Source organism: Flexivirga oryzae, from assembly GCF_014190805.1.
GTDB classification, from domain to species: domain Bacteria; phylum Actinomycetota; class Actinomycetes; order Actinomycetales; family Dermatophilaceae; genus Flexivirga; species Flexivirga oryzae.
In genome coordinates this window covers 2,347,538-2,369,713 of the sequence record NZ_JACHVQ010000001.1, presented here as the reverse complement: position 1 = coordinate 2,369,713, position 22,176 = coordinate 2,347,538, and the positions used below count along the sequence as shown (strand labels likewise).

Here is a 22,176-nt window from a genome sequence, read left to right as displayed (position 1 = left end):
TCCTCAGCCGTTCAACGCGTCCCGCCACGCGATCCACCGGCGCAGCACGGTGAAGTCGTAGTCGGGACCGTTCGCGCCGTGGGTGAACAGCCGCGCGCCGAGGTCGAGGAGCGGCTGTCCCTCGACCTCGGGGTCGCCGGCGGACCGGCCCTCGCGGCCGCGGCCGCCGACCCCCACCGACACCTCGATCTCGTCGAGGTCACGACCCACCGCGTCGCAGTGGCTGCGCAGCACCTGCAGCTTGTGCGCCAGCTTGTCCGGGCCGGAGAAGCTGTGCCAGATGCTCGCGTGCTCGGCGACCATCCGCAGCGTCTTCTGCTCCCCTTCGCCGCCGATCAGGATCGGCATGGGGCCGGTCGGCGGCGGGTTGAGCGCCGCCCACCGGGACTCGATCCGCGGCAACGCAGCCGCGAGGTCGTCGAGCCTGCTGCCGGTGCTGCCGAACTCGAACCCGTAGCTGTCGAAGTCCCGTTGCGCCCAGCCGGACCCGATGCCGAGGATCAGCCGGCCGCCGGAGATGTGGTCGACGGTGCGTGCCATGTCGGCCAGCAGGTCCGGGTTGCGGTAGCCGTTGCAGGTGACCAGCGCACCCAGCTGGACCCGGGAGGTCTGCTCCGCCCACGCGGCCAGCGTCGTCCAGCACTCGAAGTGCTTGCCGTCCGCGTCGCCGTTGAGCGGGAAGAAGTGGTCCCAGGTGAAGATGACATCGACCCCGAGATCCTCCGCCTCGCGCACCGCGTCACGCATGCGTTCGTAGGACGCGTGCTGCGGCTGGATCTGGACGGCGATGCGGACCGGGCGCGAAGTCATCCCGCAACAGTAGGGTCACGGCAGGCCCGATCGACCAGGAGGCACGCGGTGCACGAACAACTCCAACGGCTGCGTGACGACGCGGAACGCGTCGTCGACCCGGACATGTGGAGCTACCTGAATCGTGGGTCCGGGGATCAACGGACCGTCACGGAGGCACATGACGCCTGGGACCGCTACCGGCTGCGGCCGCGCGTGCTGCGGGACGTCTCCCACGTCTCGACCGAGCTGCCCCTGTTCGGGGGCGTATGGCGCACGCCGATCGGCATAGCCCCCACCGCATTCCACGCCGTGCTGCACCCGGAAGGGGAAGTCGCCACGGCGACCGGTGCGGCCGCGGCGGGCGCCCCGATGGTCCTGTCCAGCCGGTCGACCCGGCGTATCGAGGATGTCGCCGCGGCCGTCGACGGGCCCTGGTGGTTCCAGGTCTACCTGATGCGCGAGCGGGCGATCACCGCCGCGCTGATCGAGCGGGCCGCGGCCGCCGGCGCGACCGCGATGGTGCTGACGGCCGACACGCCATACGTCGGGCACCGCGCACGCACACCGGCACTCGCCCGGCCGCTCCCGCTCGGGGACGACCAGGCCCTGATCAACGTGCGCGACCACTTCCCGGAGGGTGTCGAGGACTACTGGGAGCTCATCGACCAGCGCGCCGACCTGAGCCTGGGCGACATCGCCTGGGTGGCGGACGTCTGCGAGCTGCCGGTGATCGTCAAGGGTGTGCTGCGCGGCGACGAGGCGCTCGCCTGCATCGACGCGGGAGCCGACGCGATCTGGGTCAGCAACCACGGCGGCCGGCAGCTCGACCGCGCGATCTCCACCGCGGCGGCGCTGCCGGACGTCGTGACGGCAGTGGGTGATTCGGTGCCGGTGATCGTCGACGGGGGAGTGCGCGACGGGTTCGACGCGCTCACCGCTCTCGCGCTGGGTGCGAGTGCGGTGATGCTCGGCCGGCCGGTGATGTGGGCGCTGGCCGCCGAGGGCGCCGACGGTGTCGCCGGCATACTCGACGAGCTCACCGGCGAGTTGCGGCACGCCATGGGCCTCGCCGGCGCGGCGTGCCTGGGCGACCTGGACCCCTCACTGGTCAGCGGGCGCTGAGTCCTCGGCCTTCCCGAAGCGGCCGAAGTGGGTGACGTCGGCCAGCTCACGCCGGCGCACGGACCGGGTGCTGCCGGACGGTTTCGGGTCGGCGGGATACCCGAGCGCGACGACGCCGACAAGGTTGCGATCGGCTGGTATGCCGAACGCCTCCCGCACCGCGTCCAGCCGCTCCACCGGCACCCCGAAGAAGAGCGCGCCCAGCCCCTCGTCGACCGCGCCCAGCAGCATCAGCATCGCCGCCATCCCGGTGTCCACGTCCCAGTAGGGCACCGGCCAGTGCTCTTCGGACTGGTCCTGCCACGGCTTGTCCTCGCGTGCGTAACGCCGCAGGTAGGTGCCCTTGTCCGAGCAGCAGAGGATCAGCACCGGCGCCGTGCTGACGCCCGCGAGCCACGAGTCCGGCAGGCCGTCGTCGGTGGTCGCGGCCCAGAAGGCGTCCCGCTCGGTGCCCCGCAGCACCAGGAAGTCCCAGCCCTGGCTGAAACCCGCGCTGGGTGCCCGCACCGCGAGTTCGAGCAACCGGCGCACCACGTCGGGCCCGACGTCCTTGTCCGGGTCGTATCTGCGCACCATCCGTCGCCGTCGCACCGCATCTCGCAACTCCATGCCCGCGAGCCTACGAGCCGTCCCGGGATAGGCTTTGTTGGCCGCCGGGGCAGATCCCGGCGGCGTACGACTGGCGACAAGAGCGGGTAGACCAACCGTGCACGGCCTTTCGGCGTCCCCTTGGGTATGACGGCGACGATCTCCGGCCGGCGCGCGGCCACTCGCGTCCCACGGGAAAGGTGGCGATGGGTGGCTTCGGGGGAAGCAGCCGTCGAGCGCGCCGTCCGCGAGGTGTACGACGCACATTTCGGGCGGCTCGTCGGCTGGACCACGACCTTGATCGGTGACCGTGATCTGGCACACGACGTGGCCACGGAGGCATTCGTGAAGTTGATGACGCACTGGCACTCGGTGCAGGATCCGCGTGCCTGGCTGTACACGGCTGCCGCCAACCAGGTGCGCGACCACTGGCGCAAGCGGGGGCGGGAGGCCTCGGCGTACGAGACCTTCATGGCGGGCAACGGCGGGACCCTGGAGACCGCCGACCCCGGCCTCGACCCGGCCACCCGGATGACGGTCCGGGACGCCGTGCAAGGACTGCCGGAGCGCTTCCGGCTGGTCGTGCTGTTGCACTACTTCGCGGACCTGTCCGTGGCACAGGTCGCGTTGCAGACCGGTAAGAGCGAGGGCACCGTCAAGCGGGACCTGCACGACGCCCGCAAACTGCTGGCACAGCGGCTGGAGGTGAGCCGATGAACGCCGACCGCGACGACTTCACCGTCGAGGACGACCCGGTGGCCGGGTTCTTCGCCGACGCCCGGGCGGAGGTCGCCGACGAGCCGACCACCGAGCTCGACTGGCAGCGCATCGTCCACGAGTCCCGGCGCCACGCTCGGCGTCGTAGCCGGCTGACGCTGCTCAGCAGCGCGGCCGTCGCCGTCATCGCGATCGTCGCGGTGCTGGTGTGGCAGCAGCAGGGCGTCAGCGGCGGTGTGCAACAGGGGCAGGCCATCGCCGGCAGCAGTGCGGTGGTCCACAGCGCCGGTACGAGCAGCAACGCGTCCTCGGTATCGAAGGCGCAGACCCCGACCGCGGTGCCGAAGAGCTTCCAGACCTGGTCGTTGAGCAACGCCGGTTCGAACACGCTCTACGCGCTGGGGTCGCAGGACTGCGGCAGCGGTATCTGCCCGGTGCTGCTGCGGTCCGGCACCAACGGCGCCGGCTGGAACGCCGTACACAAGTTCACCGGCACCGACACCTCGGCGGCCACCGGGAACGACATCGCGCAGATCCAGCCGGAACGCGCGATCACCCAGACGCGGTTCGCCAAGCCGCAGGTCGGCTTCGTGTTCGGCGGCGACCTGTGGGTGACCCGCGACAGCGGGGCCACCTTCACCGAGCTGAGCCACCCCGGCACCCGGGTGCTCGACCTCGAGATCAACCGGAACGAAGCGGTGTTGCTCAGCGCCGACAACTGCGCACAGGGCGAGTGCAACGGCCCCCTCTACGTCACCCGCTTCGACCCGTCCAGCAACACCGTCGGGGACTCCGGCGCGCAGCTGACCCTGGACACCCCGATCAGCGCGGGCCGGGTGCTGGTGCAGAACGGCCAGGCGTTCGTGCAGCTCACCGCCGCGAAGACCGGGATGCCCCTGGCGCCGATGCGGCTCAACGGCACGACGCTGCAACAGCTGACCGCCCCCAGCGCCTGCTACAACACCCAGCTGCAGGCGATCACCGCGGCGACGACCACCGACAAGCTGCAACTCTTCGCGGTCTGCAACCCGAAGCAGCTGTCCGGTGACCGGCTGGGCTACACGCTGCTGCGCAGTGACGACGCCGGACAGACCTGGACCAGCGTGTCGACCGGATCGTTGATCCTGCCGCGCCGCGGGGACGTCTGGCTCGCGGTGGCCGACGCCGACCACATCGCGGCCTCCTCCGGCGGCCCGCGGGACACCAACGGCGTGCCAGCCGGCAGCAGCGCCGGCAGCCTCGTCGTGTCGACCAACGGGGGCACCGTGTTCGGGCCGGTCACCGCACCGCCCGGCGCCACCCTCCCGGCGATGGGCTTCGACTGGACCGCCAGCCCCGGCGTGTACTACCTCTACGCCATACCGCACACCACCCACGGGTTCTGGATGACCAGCGACTTCGGCGGTAAGTGGACAGTGATCGACCCCCGATCCTGACCTGGCATGCTTGCGAGCATGAACGAAGACGCGGATGACGCGCTTCCCGAGGGGTACCCGCACGAGTGGGAGGCGGACGTCGTGCTGCGCGACGGGTCGGTCGCCCAGGTGCGCCCGATCCGCCCGGACGACGTCAAACTTCTGCAGGAGTTCCACGAGCGTCAGTCGGACGAGTCGATCTACCTGCGCTTCTTCGCACCGCTGAAGCACCTGTCCGACCGGGAGGCAGAGCGTTTCGCCAACGTCGACTACCGCGAGCGGGTGGCGCTGGTCGTCGAAGCCGGCGGCCGGATGGTGGGCGTCGCCCGCTACGACCGGCTGACCGGGCCCGACGGGCCCCGGGCCGAGGTCGCCTTCAACATCGCCGACGACTTCCAGGGGCGGGGCGTCGGCTCCGTCCTGCTGGAGCACCTCGCGGCCATCGGGGCCGAGGCAGGGGTCCGCGAATTCGTCGCCGACGTGCTGCCGCAGAACCGGAAGATGCTGTCGGTCTTCACCGACGCCGGTTACGCGGTCCACCGCAGCTTCGACGACGGGGTCATCGCGTTGTCGTTCCGGATCGAGCCCACCGAGCAGTCCGAGGCGGTGCGTGCCGCGCGGGAGCAACGCGCGGAGGCACGCAGCATGCGCTCGCTGCTGGCGCCCGCGTCGATCGCGGTCGTCGGTGTCGGCGCGGATCCGAACGGTGTCGGCCGCGGCGTCTTCGAGCACCTGCGGGCCGGGGCCTTCACCGGCCAGCTGTATGCCGTCAACCGGCACCAGCACGACGAACTCCCCGGGGTGACCATCCACCCGAGCGTCACGCAGTTGCCCGGGCCGGCGGAGCTGGTGGTCATCGCGGTGCCCGCCGCCGAAGTGCTGAACGTCGTCGAGGACTGCGCGGCGCACCAGGTGAAGGCGCTGGTGGTGATGGCGTCCGGCTTCGCCGAGGCCGGGCCCGAGGGCGAACAGCGCCAGGCCGAGCTGGTCCGCACCGCGCGCCGGCACGGCATGCGGGTGGCCGGGCCCAGCTCGTTCGGCGTGATCAACACCAGCGACGAGGTGCGGATGAACGCCTCGCTCGCACCCGAGATGCCGCGCAGGGGCCGGTTCGGGCTGTTCGCCCAGAGCGGCGCACTCGGCATCGCGGTGCTCGACTTCGCCGACCGGCGCGGGCTCGGACTCACCGAGTTCGTGTCCACCGGCAACCGGGCCGACGTGTCCGGCAACGACGTGCTGCAGAGCTGGATCGACGACGAGAGCACCGACGCGGTCGGTCTCTACCTGGAGTCGATGGGCAACCCACGCAAGTTCTCCCGCATCGCCCGGCACCTGTCCACCCAGAAACCGGTCATCGTGGTCAAGTCCGGCAACTCGTCCTACGGCGTGCCGCCCGGCCACCGGGTCCGGCAGACGAACACCCCGCCCGAGGCGTTCAAGTCGATGCTGCGCCAGGCGGGCGTCATCCGCGTGCACAACCTGCACCAGCTCTTCGACGTCGCCCAACTCGTGGTCAACCAGCCGATCCCGCGGGGACCCCGGGTGGCCATCGTCGGCAACTCCCACGCCCTCGGCGCGCTCGCCGCCGACAACGCGGTCAGCTCCGGTCTGCAGATCACCCACGGCCCGATCAACCTGGCCGCGGAGTGCACCCCGGAACAGCTCGAGGAAGCCGTCGAGGCCGCATTCGCCGACCCCGAGGTCGACAGTGTGGTGACCGCCTTCATGCAGCCGGCGATCATGCAGGGCTTCTGGCTCGCGAAGTCGCTGGCGACCGTCGCCGCTCGCCATGACAAGCCCTGCCTCACCACGTTCCTGGGCATCACCGGGATCACCGAGGTGCTCTCGGCGACCGACCCCGACACCGGTGACGAGCGGTTCGTCCCGTCCTACGCGGTGCCCGAGGACTCGGTGCGTGCGCTGGCGGCCGCGACCCGGTACGGCGAATGGCGCGCCACCGAACGCGGCGCACCGGTGTTGCGCGACGACATCGACCGGGACGCGGCCGAGTCCCTCGTCGACGGTGTGCTGGCCGCCTCCCCGGACGGTCGACCGCTGACCGCCACCGAGGTCGGCGACCTGCTGGCGGCATACGGCATCGAGGTGTGGCCGAGCACCCCGGCCCACTCCGCCGACGACGCCGTCGAGGCCGCCGACCGGATCGGCTACCCGGTCGTCGTCAAGTCGGTCTCGCCGCTGGTCCGCACCCAGCCGGTGACCGCGGTGCGTGCCGACCTGACCAACGCCGCCGCGGTGCGCGACGCCTTCACGGCACTGGACGAGCGGCTCGCACCGTTGCACGCCAATCGGCTGGTGGTGCAACGTATGGCGACCCCCGGCATCCCGTGCATACTGGCGACCGGGGAGGACCCGCTCTTCGGGCCGGTGGTGCGGTTCAGCCTCGCGGGTGCCCCGACCGAGGTGATGGGGGACCTGGCCTACCGCATCCCGCCGCTGACCGAGACGGACGTGCGTGACCTGATCAACTCCGTGCGTGCCGCCCCGCTGCTGCACGGGCACGGCGGCGCACCCGCGATCGACCGGGCCGCGCTGGAGGACCTGATCGCGCGGGTGTCGGTGCTGGCCGAGGACCTGCCGGACATCGCCTCGCTCGAGCTCAACCCCGTCAACACCCACGCCGGCGGTCTGGAGGTGCTCGGTGCTTCGATCACGGTCGCCCCGCCACCGGTGCGCACCGACTCGGGCCGCCGCTCGCTGCCGACCGCATGAGGTGAATCCACAGTGGTACGCGAAGCCCGCCGCACACCTGCGACAATGACCGGCATGTCTTCGACCAGCAAGCAGATCACCGCCTCGGCGCTGCCGGCGGGGCTCCTCGCCGACATCGAGCAGGCGGGCTACTTCCCGCTGCTCGTGGCCGACGTGGTGGCCGCGGCGGTCGGCACCGAGAGCATCGACTCACACCTGGTGCACTCGGAGACCACGATCGACAACGAGACCGTCCGACGGCACGTCACGGTCTTCGCGCTCACCGCCAGCCGGCTGATCCTGGCGCACGCCGACGACCACGCGCCGGGCCCGGACTCGCCGGTGCAGCACCTGGGCATGGTCGCGACCGCCACCAGCGAGACGGTGCCGTTGTCCTGCGTCCGCGGCGTGATGCTCGGCCGGGTCGTCACCGACCCGGAGCGGTATGTCGAGGGCTCGTTCGGCCGCGAGGTGACGCTCACCATCTCGTGGGGCGCCGTCTCCCGGGTCGACCTGCTCCCGGCCAACTGCGCCGACCCCTCCTGCGACGCCGACCACGGCTACGAGGGCACGATCACCGGTGACGACGTCACCATCCGGGTCAGCGCCGACGCCGACGGTGACGCCAACCTGCAACAGGCCCAGGTGTTCTCGACCGCGCTGTCCGCGGCGATCGGACGGTGACCGTCGCAACGGTCCCGGCATACGACGCCGGCGGGCTGGCGGGCGTCCTGCCACGGGTCGTGGCATCGCTCGACGGTCCGGAGTTGACCCCGGCGGCCACCCAGGCGCCGCTGCCGGCCGCCACCCGGGCGGTCGTGGTGCTGGTCGACGGGCTCGGCGCCCAGCTGTTGCGTGCCCGGTCCGGGCACGCGCCGTTCCTGCGGCAGGCGACGGCAGCGCAGGACCCGCACATCCCGAGCGTGCTGACCGCCGGGTTCCCGTCCACGACCGCGACCAGCATGGGCACCTTCGGCACCGGCCTGCCGCCGGGCACGCACGGCCTCGCCGGCTACCAGGTGCGGGTGCCGGGCACCGACCGCCTCTTCAACGAACTGGACTGGATCGACGGACCGGATCCGCTGCAGTGGCAGCCGCGTCCGACGATCTTCGAGCGCGCCGTCGCCGCCGGCATCCCCGTCACGTCCGTCGGCAAGGGCCGGTTCGAGGACTCCGGGCTCACCCGGTCGGCACTGCGCGGCGCGTCATACCGCGCCGCCCGCGACCTGCCCTCGGCGGTGGACGCCGCCGCGGCGGCCAGCCGCGCCGCCGACCGGTCGCTGGTCTACCTCTACTGGGGTGACGTCGACCGAGCCGGCCACCAGTTCGGCTGCGAGTCCTGGCAGTGGGGTGAGACGGTCGAGCAGCTGGACACCGAGCTGCGCCGGCTGCGCGCCCTGTTGCCCGACGACGCGTCGCTGACGATCACCGCCGACCACGGCATGATCGACATCCCCGACTCGGCCAAGACCGACGTCGCGACCGACCCGGAACTGCGGGACGGCGTCGAGCTGGTCGGCGGCGAGCTGCGCGGCCCGCAGCTGTACTGCCGGCCCGGCGCGGCGGCCGACGTGCTCGCGGCCTGGTCCGAACGGCTCGGCGACGACGGGTGGGTGATGACCCGGGACGATGTGGTCGCCACCGGTCTGCTGGGTGCCGTCGCACCCGAGGTGCTGCCCCGCTTCGGGGACGTCTTCGTGGCGGTGCGGTCCGCGATCGGCTTCACCGACACCCGGGTGATGAACCCGCGGGTGGTCGCGCTGATCGGCCAGCACGGGTCGCTGACCGACGCCGAGCAACAGGTCCCGTTCATCCACCTGCCGGCTCGGTGACCGGCCGCCCTAGGGTGGTGCTTCGTGGCTGAACTCGTCTTCTTCTCCGGCACGATGGACTGCGGCAAATCCACGCTCGCCCTGCAGCTGAACCACAACCACCGCGCACGGGGCCGCCGAGGGCTGGTCTTCACCAAGTTCGACCGGGCCGGCGCCGCCGTGCTGTCCTCCCGGCTCGGCCTGTCCCAGGAGGCCATCGAGGTCGACGACGGGCTCGACTTCTGGGAGATCGTCGTCGAACAGGCCACCGGTGGCCGGGTGATCGACTACCTCATCTGCGACGAGGCGCAGTTCTACACCCCGACCCAGGTCGAGCAGCTGGCGCGGCTCGTCGACGAGATGAGCATCGACGTGTTCACCTTCGGCATCACCGCCGACTTCCGGGCGCAGCTGTTCCCCGGCTCGCGGCGGCTCATCGAACTCGCCGACCGCACCCAGGTGCCGCAGGTCGAAGCGCTGTGCTGGTGCGGCAAACGCGCCACACACAACGCGCGCGTCGTCGACGGCAACATGGTCGTCGAGGGCGAGCAGGTGGTCGTCGGCGACACCGCGCACGACAGCCCCGCGGTCGTGGAGTACGAGGTCCTGTGCCGCCGCCACTACATGCGTCGTATGACGTCCCACGCGGCGCGGGCCCAGTCCCTGTCCGCCGAGGTGCTGCCGTTCGACCTCGACCTGTGTCCGCTCCCGGGGCCGCGGCCCGACCGACACACGGCGCAGTGACTGCCTCGACGCGGGAGGCGCCGTCAGTTGGCATGATGGACACATGACGAGTGACGGCCTTTCCGGCAGAAAGCGCCGCCGCGCCGAACGAGATCGCGCCTTCACCGAGCCGGTGCAACGACCGTCGCGGACCCGGCCGCTACCGCCGCAGTCGCCCGGCGGCCGACGCCCGCCGCCGGGCACGTCACCGCGTGACCCGTGGGCGGCGCAGCGCGGCCCGCAGGTGCGTCATACCCCCGCGCCCGAGGACGAGCACGAGCCGGACGACTCCGGCACCGAGCAGGGCGGCCGGAGCACGGCACGCGCGGCCGGTCGCGGCATGGTGCGCGGCGCCGGCGCCATGGCCCGGCTGACCGCGACCGCCAGCAAGAAGACCGTGTATGCCGCCCGTCGGGCCAGCGAGGCACAGGGTGCGGGGGAGAGCGGCCTGGCCCGGCTGATCCAGGTCCACGCGTTCAACTCCGCCGGCGACGCAGCGGTCACCATCGGCCTGGCAGGGACCGTCTTCTTCTCCGTCTCCTCGGCGCAGGCCAAGGGGCAGGTGCTGCTCTTCCTGTGCCTCACGATGCTGCCGTTCGCCATCGTCGCGCCGCTCATCGGGCCGTTGCTGGACCGCTTCCGGCACGGCCGCCGCTGGGCCATCGGCTTCACCCTGGCGATCCGCGCGTTCCTGTGCTGGGTGCTCGCCGAGGCGATCGACGACAACTCGGTGTGGCTCTTCCCGGTCGCGTTGTGCGTGCTGATCGCCTCCAAGGCCTACCTGGTGACGCGTTCGGCCGCCGCGCCGCGCCTGCTGCCGGACCAACTCACCCTGGTCAAGGCGAACGGCCGGCTGTCCCTCGCCGGTGTGGTCGGTGCCGGGGTGGCCGGTGCGCTCGCCGGCGGCGCGGCCAAGCTGGGCGGTGCCGCCTGGGGGCTGCGTGTCGGCGCACTGCTGTTCGCGATCGGCACCGTGCTGGCGATCCTGCTGCCGCCGCGCGTCGACTCCAGCATCGGTGAGAAGCCGGCACCGTCCGGGCTGACGACCGGGCGGGCTACGGGCCGTGGCGTGGGTCCGGCCGTGGTGACCGCGCTACGCGCCAACACCGGGCTGCGGTGGCTGTCCGGTTTCCTCACGATCTTCCTGGCGTTCCTGGTGCGCAGCCACCCGTTCCCGGGCTGGCAGGGCAAGGAGACGCTGCTGCTGGCGCTCGTCCTGGGCGCGGCGGGTGTCGGCAACTCGGTCGGCACGGTCGCCGGTGCGGCCCTGAAGATCGCCTCGCCGAAGGTCGTCGTGCTGGCCACCCTCGTCGCGGACGCCGTCATGGTGGTCATCGCGGCGGCGCACTTCACGGTGGTCACCGCCACCGCGGTCGGCTTCGTCGCCGGCCTCGGTCAGCAGCTCGGCAAGCTGTCGCTGGACTCCCAGATCCAGGACACCGTGCCCGAGCACATGCGCACCAGCGTCTTCGGCCGCTCCGAAACGTTGCTGCAGCTGGCCTGGGTGATCGGCGGCATCATCGCCGTCGCGATCCCGACCAACGCGTCCCTCGGCATGATCCTGGCCGCGGTCGTGCTGGTGGCGTGGGCCAGCGTGGTGCTGATCTGGAACAGCGGGCACTCACTGCCGGTGCCGCACCGGGCCCGGTCCGGCAAGGCCCCCGCCGCCGAACCCCCGGAGAAGGTGCGCCGTCCCCAGCCGCACCCGTCGGGGTATGACGAGGCGGAGACGATCGGCCTGCGCCGCAGCGACGTGCCCCGCAAGCCCCCGCCGGGGTCGGCGGACAGGCAGCGCCCGCGCCGGGAGCAACGTCCCGGCGGGTGGCGCTGACGCTCTCAGCCCCGGCCGGGACGGCGCCCGAACATGATGTCGTCCCAGCTCGGCACGCTCGGGCGGCCCTTGCGCGCGGTCGTCGGACGGTCCGGGACCGTGGCTTCGTCCCGGGCTTCCGCGACCGCCTCGGGCTCTTCCGTCTCCGGCTGCTCCGACACGTTCGCTGACGTTTCCTCGGCAGGCACCTCCGCGGTGGCGTCGGCGTTCTCGTCGGTCACCGCCTCGTCGTCGGGTTCCGGCTCGGCCTCGTCGGTCGTAGCCTCCGGCTCGGCCTCGTCGGGCGTAGCCTCCGGTTCGGGCTCGTCGGACGCAGCCTCCGGCTCCAGGTCCGCGAACAGGTCCGCGGTGCCGGTCACCGGGTCGTGGCCGAGCTCCTCCACCGACGGCTTCGCGGGCGCCTCGGTGTCGTCGAGCTCGTCCGGTCGCGGGTGCGACCCGACCGGCGGTGCCTCGCCGGTGGTGTCGAGCTGCTGCCGCGGGGCGGCGTCCTCGGGGAAGGTGTGCTCGGCCGCGGACCGGCCCTTGCGCTTGCGGCTCTTGGAGCGCTCGCGCATCGCGGCCACCAGGTCGACCGGGCCGTCCGCGGGGTCGGCGGCGGCCGCCGGCCCGGTGGCGGTGGTGGGGTGGCTGGGGATCGCGGTGGCGGAGGTCCGGCCGCCGCGCACCCGGCGCACCGGGGTCGTGCGCTTGCCGTCGAGCCCGCCCTCGGCCTCGACGTCGTAGACCGACGCCTCCGGCGCCGGCCGGGACAGCGGGTCCCCGGCGTTCTCGTCCTCGCCCAGCCAGCGGGCCTCGTCGTCGCTCGGGTCCAGCGTCCGGCCGCGCACGTCGAAGTGCCAGGCAGCCTGCCGCTGGCGCCCGCCCGCCGGGAAGCTGCAGATCACCGACCAGGCGCCGTCGGCGCCGCGCCAGGCGTCCCACACGATGTCGTCGGCGGCGACGCCGCGCCCGTCCAGCCGGTGCTCGACCCGCTGCCCGAACGTCGAGTCCGTCCGGCCCGCCGCGGTGCCGCTGACCGGCAGGCCCCGCGCGACGCCGGCGATGTGCTCGCGCTCGGCGCGGATCGGGCCCTCGTAGCGCAGCACCTTCTCGGTGGTCCAGCCGGCCCGCTCGGCGACGTCGTCGACCGAGACGCCGGCCCGCAGCAACGCCTGCACGTCGCGCGGCCGCAGCTCGTCGGGCACCGCGACGGAGCCGACGTCGGTCGACGGACGGTGCCGGACCTTGCGCACGGCGGTGCGCAGGGCGTCGTCGATGGGCAGCCGCAACCGCTCGTCGGTGTCCTCGGTCCCGGCAAGTAGCAGATGCTCGCCGCCGTCGTCGACGCCGATCAGTCGCAACTCCCGCATGTGCGTGTCTCCCAGATAGCCCGTGGTGCGCCGAGCCGAGCTCGGTTTCGGTCGCCGTTGCAGCGGCGCTGCACCCGGCCGCACACAACCATGCCACGGCGCGTCGTGTCGACCCTGCAGGGCACGCCGATCAGGGGCGTGCGCGGGGTCGTACGCTGGCGGGGCCGACCCCCACGGGCGGCTACCCGCAGACCTCCTCAGGAGACACCAGAAGCAATGTCGTCGCCGATCGCCGAGCCCCCCGAGCAGACGCCGCGACCCGTGCCGTCAGGACCGGAGCCGAGCGCTCCCGTGCCGGACCCGGGCACGCAACCGGTGGGCGAGTCGCTCGCGCTCCAGCCGTATGACGCCGTCGTGCTCCTCTCCTTCGGCGGACCGGAGGGCCCGGACGAGGTGATGCCGTTCCTGCGCCGGGTGACCGGCGGACGCGGCATACCCGACGAACGCCTCGAAGAGGTCGCCGAGCACTACTTCGCGCGCGGCGGGCGCAGCCCGATCAACGAGCAGACGCGCGCGCTGCAGCAGGCGATCCGCGCGGAGCTGCGGCGCCGCGGCTACTCCACCCCCGTGCTGGTGGCCAATCGCAACAGCGAGCCGTTCCTGGCCGACGTGCTGCGCGGCGCACAGGACGCCGGGTCGCAACGGATCCTGGTGGTCACCACGAGCGCCTACGCGTCATACAGCTCGTGCCGGCAGTACCGCGAGGACATCGCCGCGGCGCTCGCCGGCCTCGCCGACGAGGGCCGCTCGCTGCAGGTGGACAAGATCCGCCAGTACGCGACGCACCCGAGCTTCGCGCGGGTCAACATCCGCCTGGTCACCGACGCGGTGCGTGCCTGCGGACAGCCCGACGACGACAAGCTGCGGGTGGTGTTCGTGACCCACTCGATCCCGACCGCGATGGACGACACCTCCGGGCCCGGGGACGGGGAGGGCAACCTCTACGACCACCAGCACGACGAGATCGCCCACGTCGTCCTGGACGAGGCGGGCATCACCCTGGACCGCAACCTGTCCGGGGCGCTGGTCTACTGCTCGCGGTCCGGCCGGCCCGAGCAGCCGTGGCTGGAGCCGGACGTCAACGACCACCTGCGGCGGCTCGCCGACGACGGCATCACCGACGTGGTGGTCGCGCCCATCGGGTTCGTGTCCGACCACATGGAGGTCGTGCACGACCTGGACACCGAGGCCGCCGAGACCGCCGCGGAGGTCGGCCTGCGGATGACGCGGGTGCCGACGGTGGGCACCGACGCCGAGTTCGTGATGGGCCTGGTCGACCTGGTCGAGGAGCGCGCCGCCGAGGCCCGCGGGGAACGGGTCGACCCGCTCGCCTGGCCGGGGGAGGCGATGCCGTCCGTCTGCGCCGCCGGCTGCTGCCCCAACCTGCGGACGGCCAAGCCCGCAGCCTGCGGAAGGGACTGATCGCGATGACCACCACCGAGCCCAACCTGCAACCCGCCGAGCTCGCGCTGCTGGAGGAGCTCGCCTGCGCGCTGGCCCGCGAGGCCGGGGAGCTGATCGTGACCGAACGACCTGAGCGGCTCGGCGTCGCGGCCACCAAGACGACCCGCACCGACATCGTCACCGTCATGGACCGGCGCAGCGAGGAGCTGCTGCGCAGCCGCCTGGCGTCGGCACGGCCCGGCGACGGGCTGCTCGGTGAGGAAGGCGCCTCCCGGCCCTCGGAGACCGGGATCACCTGGGTCGTCGACCCGATCGACGGCACCGTCAACTACCTCTACGAGCTGCCCGCGTATGCCGTCTCGGTGGCCGCGTGCGTCGGTGACGTCCACACCCCGGGGCAGTGGCGCACGGTCGCCGGTGCGGTGGTGAACCCGGTCACCGACGAGCTGTTCCACGCCCGCAGCGGCGGCGGGGCGTTCCTGGAGCACCGCGGGCGCACGAGCGCGCTCCGGGTGAGCGACCAGGGGGACCTCGCGCTCAGCCTGGTCGCCACCGGATTCGGCTACGACGTCGACAAGCGCCGGCGGCAGGCCGCGGTGGTCGTCGACCTGATCCCGCAGGTCCGTGACATCCGGCGCGCCGGAAGCGCCGCGATCGACCTGTGTTGCGTGGCCGCCGGCCGCCTCGACGGCTACTACGAGTCCGGGCTGAACCCCTGGGATCTGGCGGCCGGGTGGCTGGTCGTGACCGAGGCCGGCGGTGTCGTGCAGGGTGTCGCAGGGGGCGCTCCCGGCTCCGATCTGGTGGTCGCCGGATGCCCCGCACAGGTCGCCGCGCTGGCGCCGCTGGTCGATCGCTGACGGTTACGCGAACGGAAGAACCGACCCCGGGTTTTGGTTCCGCATCTCGATAGGGCAAAATCCCGCCGGTCCGGGCACAAAACGCGGGCGTCCAGCGTTATTGCGCGCGAAGACGCCGAAACATTCCGCTCAGGCGGGACTCTGAGCGACGAGGAGACGGGAACGACCGCAATGGCAACTGATTACGACGCTCCGCGGAAAAGCGACGATGACATCGACAACGACTCGATCGAGGAGTTGAAGGCTCGTCGGAACGACAAGAGCACCGCAAACGTCGACGTGGACGAGACCGAGCAGGCCGAAGGCTTCGAGCTGCCCGGTGCCGACCTGTCGGGTGAGCAGCTCTCGGTGCAGGTGATCCCTCGCCAGGCCGACGAGTTCACCTGCTCGAAGTGCTTCCTGGTGCACCACCGCAGCCAGCTGGCCAAAGAGGAGGGCGGCCTGCCGGTGTGCACCGAGTGCGCGGCCTGACGAGGACTCGGGAGGCGGATCGGGGAACGCCCGATTCGCTTCCGGGGTCCGCCAGGGCGACACTGGATCCGAGCGGCAGCGGTGGCTCCGGTCACCGCTGACCGCCGTACGACAACACATTCCACCGACCAGCAATCAAGGCAAAGGGGCACGAGCGCAGTGGCACTCTTCCGGCGCAAGGCCAAGGAACAGGCGTCCGACGAGGTCGACGTCACCGAGGTCGACGAGGACCTCGAGGTCGATCCGGACGAGGTGGACACCGACGCGGATGTCACGGCGGACGACGCCGAACCCGAGGACGAGGCGGCCGACGACCAGGACGCCGACGACGAAGCGGCGCAGGACGAGCCGAGCCGGTTGCCGCGCCCCTTCGACCTGGACCGCTCCGACGGCCCCTACGACCGCAGCGAGGTCACAGAACTCGACGGGCTGCTCGACTTCGGCGCGATCGCGATCATCCCGCAGCCCGGCATGGAGCTGCGGCTCGACGTCGACGACGCCGGCCAGGAGATCACCGGCCTGACCGCGGTCGTCGAAGGCTCCGCCTGCCAGCTGCAGGCGTTCGCGGCACCCAAGAGCCGCGGCGTCTGGGACGAGATCCGCGACGAGATCGCCGACAACCTGATCGCCGGCGGTGGCACCGCCGAGGAGCGGCTCGGTCCGCTCGGCATCGAGCTGCACACCCGGATGCCCACGCGCGGCCAGGACGGCCGCACGACGTACGCACCGGCCCGGTTCGTCGGCGTCGACGGGCCGCGGTGGTTCCTGCGGGTGGTCCTGTCCGGCAACGCCGCGATCGACGAGGCTACCGGCAACCAGCTGCTGGAGTTCGCCCGCCACAGCGTCGTGACGCGCGGCGGCGAACCGCGCGCCCCACGGGAGATGCTGCCGCTGGAGATCCCGCAGGACATCCAGACGCAGGCCCAGGCGCAGGCCGAGGAGGTCGCGCAGGACCCGAACGCCAAACCGGACCAGACCGGCGACCGGTCCGAGACGGCCGACGACTTCAAGCCGTTCGAGCGAGGCCCGGAGATCACCGAGGTGCGTTGAGATGAGTTGGAAGACATCACTGGGCAAGGTCGCCGAGCGTCTCGCCAAACCGGTGGAGCAGTTGGAGAGCGACGAGCTGCGGGAGACCACCCGCAAGCTCGGGGCGACACCCATCTGTGACGCCGTGGACCGGTCGATGGTGTCGTGCTGTGGCACCGTGCGCAGCGTCAGCCTGCGTCCCCGCGGCGACTCCGTGCCGGCCATGGTCGTCGACCTGGACGACGGCAGCAAGACGATGAACCTCGTCTGGCTCGGCCGGCGCAAGATCGCCGGCATCGAGCCGGGCACCTACCTGAAGGTGCATGGCCGGGTGACCTACGTGAAGGGCACTCCGACCATCTTCAACCCGTCCTACGAGATCAAGGCTCCCTGAGCCGTCAGTCCCCGGCGGGGGAGTGCGTACGGATCTGATCGGCCGGTCGGCCGGTCAGCACCGCGCCCAGCGACTGCTCGGCCTCGGGGGTCGCGAGCAGCAGCAGTTCGTCGAGCGCCTCGATGGCGTCGTACGGCGTCGGAGCGATCGGCACGTTGTCGCGGATGATGCCGACCAGCACGCACTCCGGCGGCAGCTCCAGCTGGCTCACCGCGACCCCGACGTTGGGGCTGTCGGCGGGCACGGTGATCTCGACCATGGTGGCCTTGCCCTGCTGGAACTGGAAGAGGCGCACCAGGTCGCCGACGCTGACGGCCTCCTCGACGAGTGCGGTCATCAGCCGTGGCGTCGACACCGCGACGTCCACGCCCCACGCCTCGTCGAACATCCACTCGTTCTTGGGGTTGTTCACCCGGGCCACGGTCCGGTTGATGCCGAACTCGGTCTTGGCCAGCAACGAGACCACCAGGTTGACCTTGTCGTCGCCGCTGGCGCAGACCACCACCTCGCAGGACTGCAGGTCGGCCTCGCGCAAGGTCGCGATCTCACACGCGTCCGCCAACAGCCAGGACGCCTCCGGCACCGAGCTGGCGCGGGACTCCTCGGCGTACTTGTCGATGATGAGCACCTGGTGCTCGCGCAGGATCAGCTCGCGCGCGATCGACCGACCGACACTTCCGGCACCGACGACAACAACTCGCATCTGACGAATCTCCTTGGGCTGCAGTTGTTTACGACGTTCAGTCGACCGGCTTGGTGGACTTGAGCTGAGCTTCGATCTCCTGGACCCGGCTGCTCGGCATGGTCAGGTGCAGCAGGTCGCCCTCCTGGTAGACCGAGTCGGCCTCGGGCATCATCCCGTCGCCCAACCGGGTCAGGTAGGCGACGCGTGCGCCGGTCTCCTCCTCGATCCGGTGCAACGGGGTGCCGATCCACGACGGGTCCGGCGGGATCTCGGCGATGACCACCCGGCCGCTCGCGTCGGTGTGCACGGGCAGCGCACCCATCGGCAGGACCTTGCGCAGGATCTGGTCGCTGGTCCAGCGCACGGTGGCGACCGTTGGTATGCCGAGCCGCTCGTACACCTCGGCGCGGCCCGGGTCGTAGATGCGGGCGACGACGTTCTGGATGTCGAACGTCTCGCGGGCGACCCGTGCCGCCAGGATGTTGGAGTTGTCACCGCTGCTCACCGCGGCGAAGGCGTCGGCACCCTTGATGCCGGCGCGGATCAGCGTCTCGCGGTCGAACCCGATGCCGGTGACGCGGCGGCCCTCGAACCTCGGGCCGAGACGGCGGAACGCGGCCTCGTCCTGGTCGATGATCGAGACCTCCTGACCGTGCTTCTCCAGGCTCAACGCCAGCATCGAGCCGACCCGACCACAACCCATGATCACGAAGTACACAGAACGAAACGCTACCGGAGAGCGGCGCGGCGACCGCACTCGCTCCGGCCCGCGGACGTCGTGTGACGCAGGTCGCGTCCCGAATGGGAACTCGCCGTCCCGAACGTGCGGCTTGCAGCCGTACACTTGCGCGTTGTGTCAGGCACCGGTCGCGCCCTGAAGCGCCTTGTCGTGGGTCGTGCGATGCGCAGCGACCGGCTCGGCGAGACATTGCTCCCGAAGAAGCTGGCACTGCCGATCTTCGCGAGTGACGCCCTGTCCTCGGTCGCCTACGCACCCGACGAGATCCTGCTGACGCTCGGCACCGCCGGCGGGTCGTTCGCGTTCACCCACTCCTGGCAGATCACCCTCGCGGTCGTCTGCGTGATGGCTGTCGTGGTCGCGTCCTACCGGCAGAACGTGCACGCCTACCCCTCCGGCGGCGGCGACTACGAGGTCGCCACCACCAACCTCGGTCCGAAGGCCGGGCTCACGGTCGCGTCGGCCCTGCTGGTCGACTACACGCTGACGGTCGCCGTGTCGATCGCGTCCGGTGTGCAGAACGCCGCCTCCGCGATGCCGTTCATCCGGGGTCACCAGGTCATCGTCGCGGTGCTGCTGATCGTCGCGTTGACGGCGATGAACCTGCGCGGTGTGCGCGAGTCCGGCAGCTTCTTCGCCGTACCCGTCTATCTGTTCATGCTCGCGGTGATCGCGCTCGCGATCGTCGGCGTCGTGCGCAAGCTCGTCGGCGACCTGCCGATGTCGGAGACCGCGCAATTCACCCTGGCGCCACAACCGCACATGGACGCGCTGTCGCAGATCGCCGTGGTCTTCCTGCTGCTGCGGGCGTTCTCCAGCGGCTGTGCAGCGCTGACCGGTGTGGAGGCGATCTCGAACGGCGTACCCGCCTTCAAGAAGCCCAAGAGCAAGAACGCCGGGTCCACGCTGCTACTGATGGGCTCGATCTCGGTCGTCATGCTCGTGTCGATCGTGACACTGGCCAACTGGACCGGGGTGCACATCCAGGACCCCGACAACCCCGGCAGCCTGCTGCTGCACGGCAAGCCGGTGCTCGGCTACGACGAGGACACTGTGCTCGGCCAGCTGGCGCACGCGGTCTTCCACGGCTTCCTGCCCGGCATCATCTTCGTCTCGATCGTGACCGGGATCATCCTGGTGCTGGCCGCCAACACCGCGTTCAACGGTTTCCCGGTGCTCGCCTCGATCCTGGCGCGCGACGGGTGGCTGCCGCGGCAGCTGCACACCCGCGGCGACCGGCTGGCCTACTCCAACGGCATCCTGATCCTCGCCGGGGTCGCCATGCTGCTGGTGGTGGTCTACGACGCCGAACCGACCCGGCTGATCCAGCTCTACATCGTCGGGGTGTTCGTGTCGTTCACGACCAGCCAGATCGGCATGATCCGGCACTGGAACCGCAACCTGCGCTCCGACGACCCGCCGACCTCCCGGTCCCGGATGAAGCGCGCCCGGGTCATCAACGCGATCGGTGCGGCGATGTCCGGGACCGTGCTCGTCGTGGTGCTGCTGACCAAGTTCCTGCACGGCGCCGGATACGCGGTGGCGGCCATGGTGGTGCTGTTCGCGCTGATGGTGCAGATCCGCCGGCACTACAGCAACGTCAGCAAGGAGCTGCTGCTGGCGGAGACCGACGACGACCAGCTGTTGCCCTCCCGGGTCCACGCTGTGGTGCTGGTGTCCAAGCTGCACAAGCCGACGATGCGCGCGCTGGCGTACGCGCGGGCGACCAGGCCGTCGGTGCTGGAGGCGATCACCGTCGACGTCGACCCGGAGGAGACCAAGGCGCTACAGGCGGAGTGGGAGCGGCGCGAGATCCCGGTCACGCTGAAGATCATCGCCTCGCCCTACCGGGAGATCACCCGGCCGATCGTCAACTACGTCAAGACCGTTCGCCGGGACAGTCCGCGCGACGTGGTCATGGTCTACATCCCCGAATACGTGGTCGGCAAGTGGTACGAGCAGCTGCTGCACAACCAGTCCGCGCTGCGGTTGAAGTCCCGTCTGCTGTTCACCCCGGGCGTGCTGGTGGCGAGCGTGCCCTGGCAGCTGCGGTCCAGCCAGGGGCACGAGATGCGGTATGACGGGCCGGCGCCGGGCTCGGTGCGGCGCGGCGGCCGATGAGCGGCGGGCAGGGCCGCAACCGGCGTCGTGGCCGGCCGAACCGACGCCGTACGTCGGCCCGCCCTGCGGCACAGGGTGATTCGCTGGTCGGCACCCGGCTCGAACTCGAGGTCGGAGATGTGGCGCACGGCGGGCACTGCGTGGCCCGGCACGACGGCCGGGTCGTCTTCGTCCGGCACACGCTGCCGGGGGAGCGGGTCATCGCGGAGGTGACCGACGGCGGGTCGGCGTCCCGTTTCCTGCGCGCGGACGCGGTGCAGATCCTGCAGTCCTCGCCCGAACGCCGCACCGCACCATGCCGATTCGCGGGTCCGGGCGCCTGCGGTGGCTGCGACTGGCAGCACACGTCCGCGGCCTTCGGTCGTGAGCTCAAGGCCAGGGTCGTGCGTGAGCAGTTGCGCCGGCTGGCCGGGCTCGAGTGGTCCGGTTCGGTCGAGCCGGTGCCCGGTGACGAGGAGGGCCTGCGCTGGCGGACGAGGGTGGAGTTCGCGGTCGCGGCCGACCGCCGGCTCGGCCTGCGCAAACACCGGTCGCACGACGTGGTGCCGGTCGACGACTGCCTGATCGCCGTGCCCGACATCGCCGCGACCGGCCTGCTGACGGAGCGCGCCGCGGACGGCGTCACGGGCGTCGACGTGGCGGTCGCCGGCAACGGGGAGGTCGTCGCCGTCGACCTGCCGCTTCGCGCACCATCTCGCGGCGCACCATCTCGCGGGTCGAGTAGCGGACCGGAGGAGCGCAGCGGGGGAGGTTCGCGTATCGAGACCAGCGACGATCTCCCGGACGTGCTGGAGCGCGTGACCGTGCCGGGCCACGGCGCGCGCGACTTCGCCGTGTCCGCTCGTGGTTTCTGGCAGGTGCACCCCGGCGCGGCGGCCACCTTCGTCGGCGCCGCGCTGGACGGCCTGCGGCCCGAGCAGGGGGAGCAGGTGCTGGACCTGTATGCCGGGGTCGGTGTCTTCACCGCCTTCCTCGCCGAGGCGGTCGGTCCGGCCGGCCGGGTGCTGGGCCTCGAGGGTGATGCCCGGGCGGTGGCCGACGGGCAGCACAACCTGACGGATCTGCCCCGGGCCTCGCTCGAACGCGCCGACATCGGCCGCGCCGGGTGGGAGGCCGCCGTCGACCGCCTCGACCGGGTCGACCTGGTCGTGCTGGACCCGCCGCGGTCCGGGGCCGGACGCGAGGTGATCGGCCGGCTGCTGGCCCGAGGGCCGCGGCGGGCGGCATACATCGCCTGCGACCCGGCGGCGCTCGCCCGCGATCTGTCCTACGCCGCAGACGCCGGCTACCACGTCGACTCGCTGCGCGCGTTCGACGCCTTCCCGATGACGCACCACGTGGAGTGCGTCGCCATCCTGCAGCCCGTCCGCGGCTAGCTCGCTGTGACTCACGTCATATCTCTACTACTTCCAT

Annotated in this window: 20 protein-coding genes; 15 read left to right on the top strand and 5 right to left on the bottom strand. The window is 71.5% G+C overall.

The genetic code is table 11. The features are described from left to right. Nucleotides 1-3: 3 nt before the first annotated feature. The gene (locus tag FHU39_RS11170) at nt 4-810 is read right to left on the bottom strand and encodes an LLM class F420-dependent oxidoreductase (protein WP_183320401.1); all 807 of its coding nucleotides are present in this window, start codon (nt 808-810) and stop codon (nt 4-6) included. Nucleotides 811-858: 48 nt separating this feature from the next. Between FHU39_RS11170 and FHU39_RS11165 the strand changes: the two genes are divergently transcribed. Next, nucleotides 859-1,914 (top strand): alpha-hydroxy-acid oxidizing protein, encoded by a 1,056-nt coding sequence (locus tag FHU39_RS11165; RefSeq protein WP_221185235.1) that lies wholly within the window; start codon nt 859-861, stop codon nt 1,912-1,914. Here the strand turns inward: FHU39_RS11165 and FHU39_RS11160 are convergent. Beyond that, nucleotides 1,894-2,523 (bottom strand): nitroreductase family protein, encoded by a 630-nt coding sequence (locus FHU39_RS11160; RefSeq protein WP_183320400.1) that lies wholly within the window; start codon nt 2,521-2,523, stop codon nt 1,894-1,896. The genes FHU39_RS11165 and FHU39_RS11160 overlap by 21 nt on opposite strands. Before the next feature lie 189 nt (nt 2,524-2,712). Between FHU39_RS11160 and FHU39_RS11155 the strand changes: the two genes are divergently transcribed. The 7 genes from FHU39_RS11155 to FHU39_RS11125 are packed head-to-tail and all read left to right on the top strand — an operon-like array spanning nt 2,713 to nt 11,708. Then, nucleotides 2,713-3,219 carry a sigma-70 family RNA polymerase sigma factor gene (locus tag FHU39_RS11155; protein WP_221185234.1) on the top strand — a complete coding sequence of 169 codons (507 nt, stop codon included), beginning with the start codon at nt 2,713-2,715 and terminating at the stop codon, nt 3,217-3,219. Further along, nucleotides 3,216-4,655: a beta propeller repeat protein gene (locus tag FHU39_RS11150; protein WP_183320398.1), complete on the top strand. Its 1,440-nt coding sequence runs from the start codon at nt 3,216-3,218 to the stop codon at nt 4,653-4,655. The genes FHU39_RS11155 and FHU39_RS11150 overlap by 4 nt, the downstream gene beginning before the upstream one ends. Nucleotides 4,656-4,673: 18 nt before the next feature. Next, the gene (locus FHU39_RS11145) at nt 4,674-7,364 is read left to right on the top strand and encodes a bifunctional acetate--CoA ligase family protein/GNAT family N-acetyltransferase (protein WP_183320397.1); all 2,691 of its coding nucleotides are present in this window, start codon (nt 4,674-4,676) and stop codon (nt 7,362-7,364) included. Between the two features lie 54 nt (nt 7,365-7,418). Continuing rightward, entirely contained in the window at nt 7,419-8,027 is a 609-nt protein-coding gene (locus tag FHU39_RS11140; RefSeq protein WP_183320396.1) for a DUF5998 family protein, read from the top strand. Then, the gene (locus FHU39_RS11135; protein WP_183320395.1) at nt 8,024-9,175 is read left to right on the top strand and encodes an alkaline phosphatase family protein; all 1,152 of its coding nucleotides are present in this window, start codon (nt 8,024-8,026) and stop codon (nt 9,173-9,175) included. Before FHU39_RS11140 ends, FHU39_RS11135 begins: the two co-directional genes overlap by 4 nt. A 24-nt stretch (nt 9,176-9,199) precedes the next feature. Beyond that, nucleotides 9,200-9,898, top strand: coding sequence for a thymidine kinase (locus FHU39_RS11130; protein WP_183320394.1), 699 nt, complete (start codon nt 9,200-9,202; stop codon nt 9,896-9,898). A 43-nt stretch (nt 9,899-9,941) separates the two neighbouring features. Then, nucleotides 9,942-11,708: an MFS transporter gene (locus tag FHU39_RS11125; RefSeq protein WP_221185233.1), complete on the top strand. Its 1,767-nt coding sequence runs from the start codon at nt 9,942-9,944 to the stop codon at nt 11,706-11,708. A gap of 5 nt (nt 11,709-11,713) precedes the next feature. Here FHU39_RS11125 and sepH read toward each other — a convergent pair whose 3' ends face one another. After that, complete coding sequence (sepH, locus tag FHU39_RS11120; protein ID WP_183320393.1) at nt 11,714-13,060, bottom strand: septation protein SepH; 1,347 nt, start codon at nt 13,058-13,060, stop codon at nt 11,714-11,716. A gap of 216 nt (nt 13,061-13,276) precedes the next feature. Between sepH and FHU39_RS11115 the strand changes: the two genes are divergently transcribed. The 5 genes from FHU39_RS11115 to FHU39_RS11095 all read left to right on the top strand — a co-directional run bounded on the left by FHU39_RS11115 (nt 13,277) and on the right by FHU39_RS11095 (nt 17,218). After that, nucleotides 13,277-14,482, top strand: a complete 1,206-nt coding sequence (locus tag FHU39_RS11115) for a ferrochelatase (RefSeq protein ID WP_183320392.1) — start codon at nt 13,277-13,279, stop codon at nt 14,480-14,482. A 5-nt stretch (nt 14,483-14,487) separates the two neighbouring features. Next, entirely contained in the window at nt 14,488-15,324 is an 837-nt protein-coding gene (locus tag FHU39_RS11110) for an inositol monophosphatase family protein (protein ID WP_183320391.1), read from the top strand. Nucleotides 15,325-15,495: 171 nt separating this feature from the next. Continuing rightward, the gene (locus FHU39_RS11105; RefSeq protein WP_183320390.1) at nt 15,496-15,795 is read left to right on the top strand and encodes a DUF4193 domain-containing protein; all 300 of its coding nucleotides are present in this window, start codon (nt 15,496-15,498) and stop codon (nt 15,793-15,795) included. Between the two features lie 159 nt (nt 15,796-15,954). Beyond that, nucleotides 15,955-16,845 carry a DUF3710 domain-containing protein gene (locus FHU39_RS11100; RefSeq protein ID WP_183320389.1) on the top strand — a complete coding sequence of 297 codons (891 nt, stop codon included), beginning with the start codon at nt 15,955-15,957 and terminating at the stop codon, nt 16,843-16,845. Nucleotide 16,846: 1 nt separating this feature from the next. Further along, nucleotides 16,847-17,218 (top strand): OB-fold nucleic acid binding domain-containing protein, encoded by a 372-nt coding sequence (locus FHU39_RS11095; RefSeq protein ID WP_183320388.1) that lies wholly within the window; start codon nt 16,847-16,849, stop codon nt 17,216-17,218. A 4-nt stretch (nt 17,219-17,222) separates the two neighbouring features. Here the strand turns inward: FHU39_RS11095 and FHU39_RS11090 are convergent, their stop codons facing one another. Then, complete coding sequence (locus FHU39_RS11090; RefSeq protein ID WP_183320387.1) at nt 17,223-17,921, bottom strand: potassium channel family protein; 699 nt, start codon at nt 17,919-17,921, stop codon at nt 17,223-17,225. Nucleotides 17,922-17,958: 37 nt separating this feature from the next. Further along, entirely contained in the window at nt 17,959-18,621 is a 663-nt protein-coding gene (locus FHU39_RS11085; RefSeq protein WP_183320386.1) for an NAD-binding protein, read from the bottom strand. A gap of 135 nt (nt 18,622-18,756) precedes the next feature. On the opposite strand from FHU39_RS11085, the gene FHU39_RS11080 reads away from it, so the two are divergent. Further along, entirely contained in the window at nt 18,757-20,763 is a 2,007-nt protein-coding gene (locus FHU39_RS11080) for an APC family permease (protein WP_343065825.1), read from the top strand. Then, complete coding sequence (locus tag FHU39_RS11075; RefSeq protein WP_183320385.1) at nt 20,760-22,139, top strand: class I SAM-dependent RNA methyltransferase; 1,380 nt, start codon at nt 20,760-20,762, stop codon at nt 22,137-22,139. The genes FHU39_RS11080 and FHU39_RS11075 overlap by 4 nt, the downstream gene beginning before the upstream one ends. The last annotated feature ends 37 nt before the right edge of the window (nt 22,140-22,176 follow it).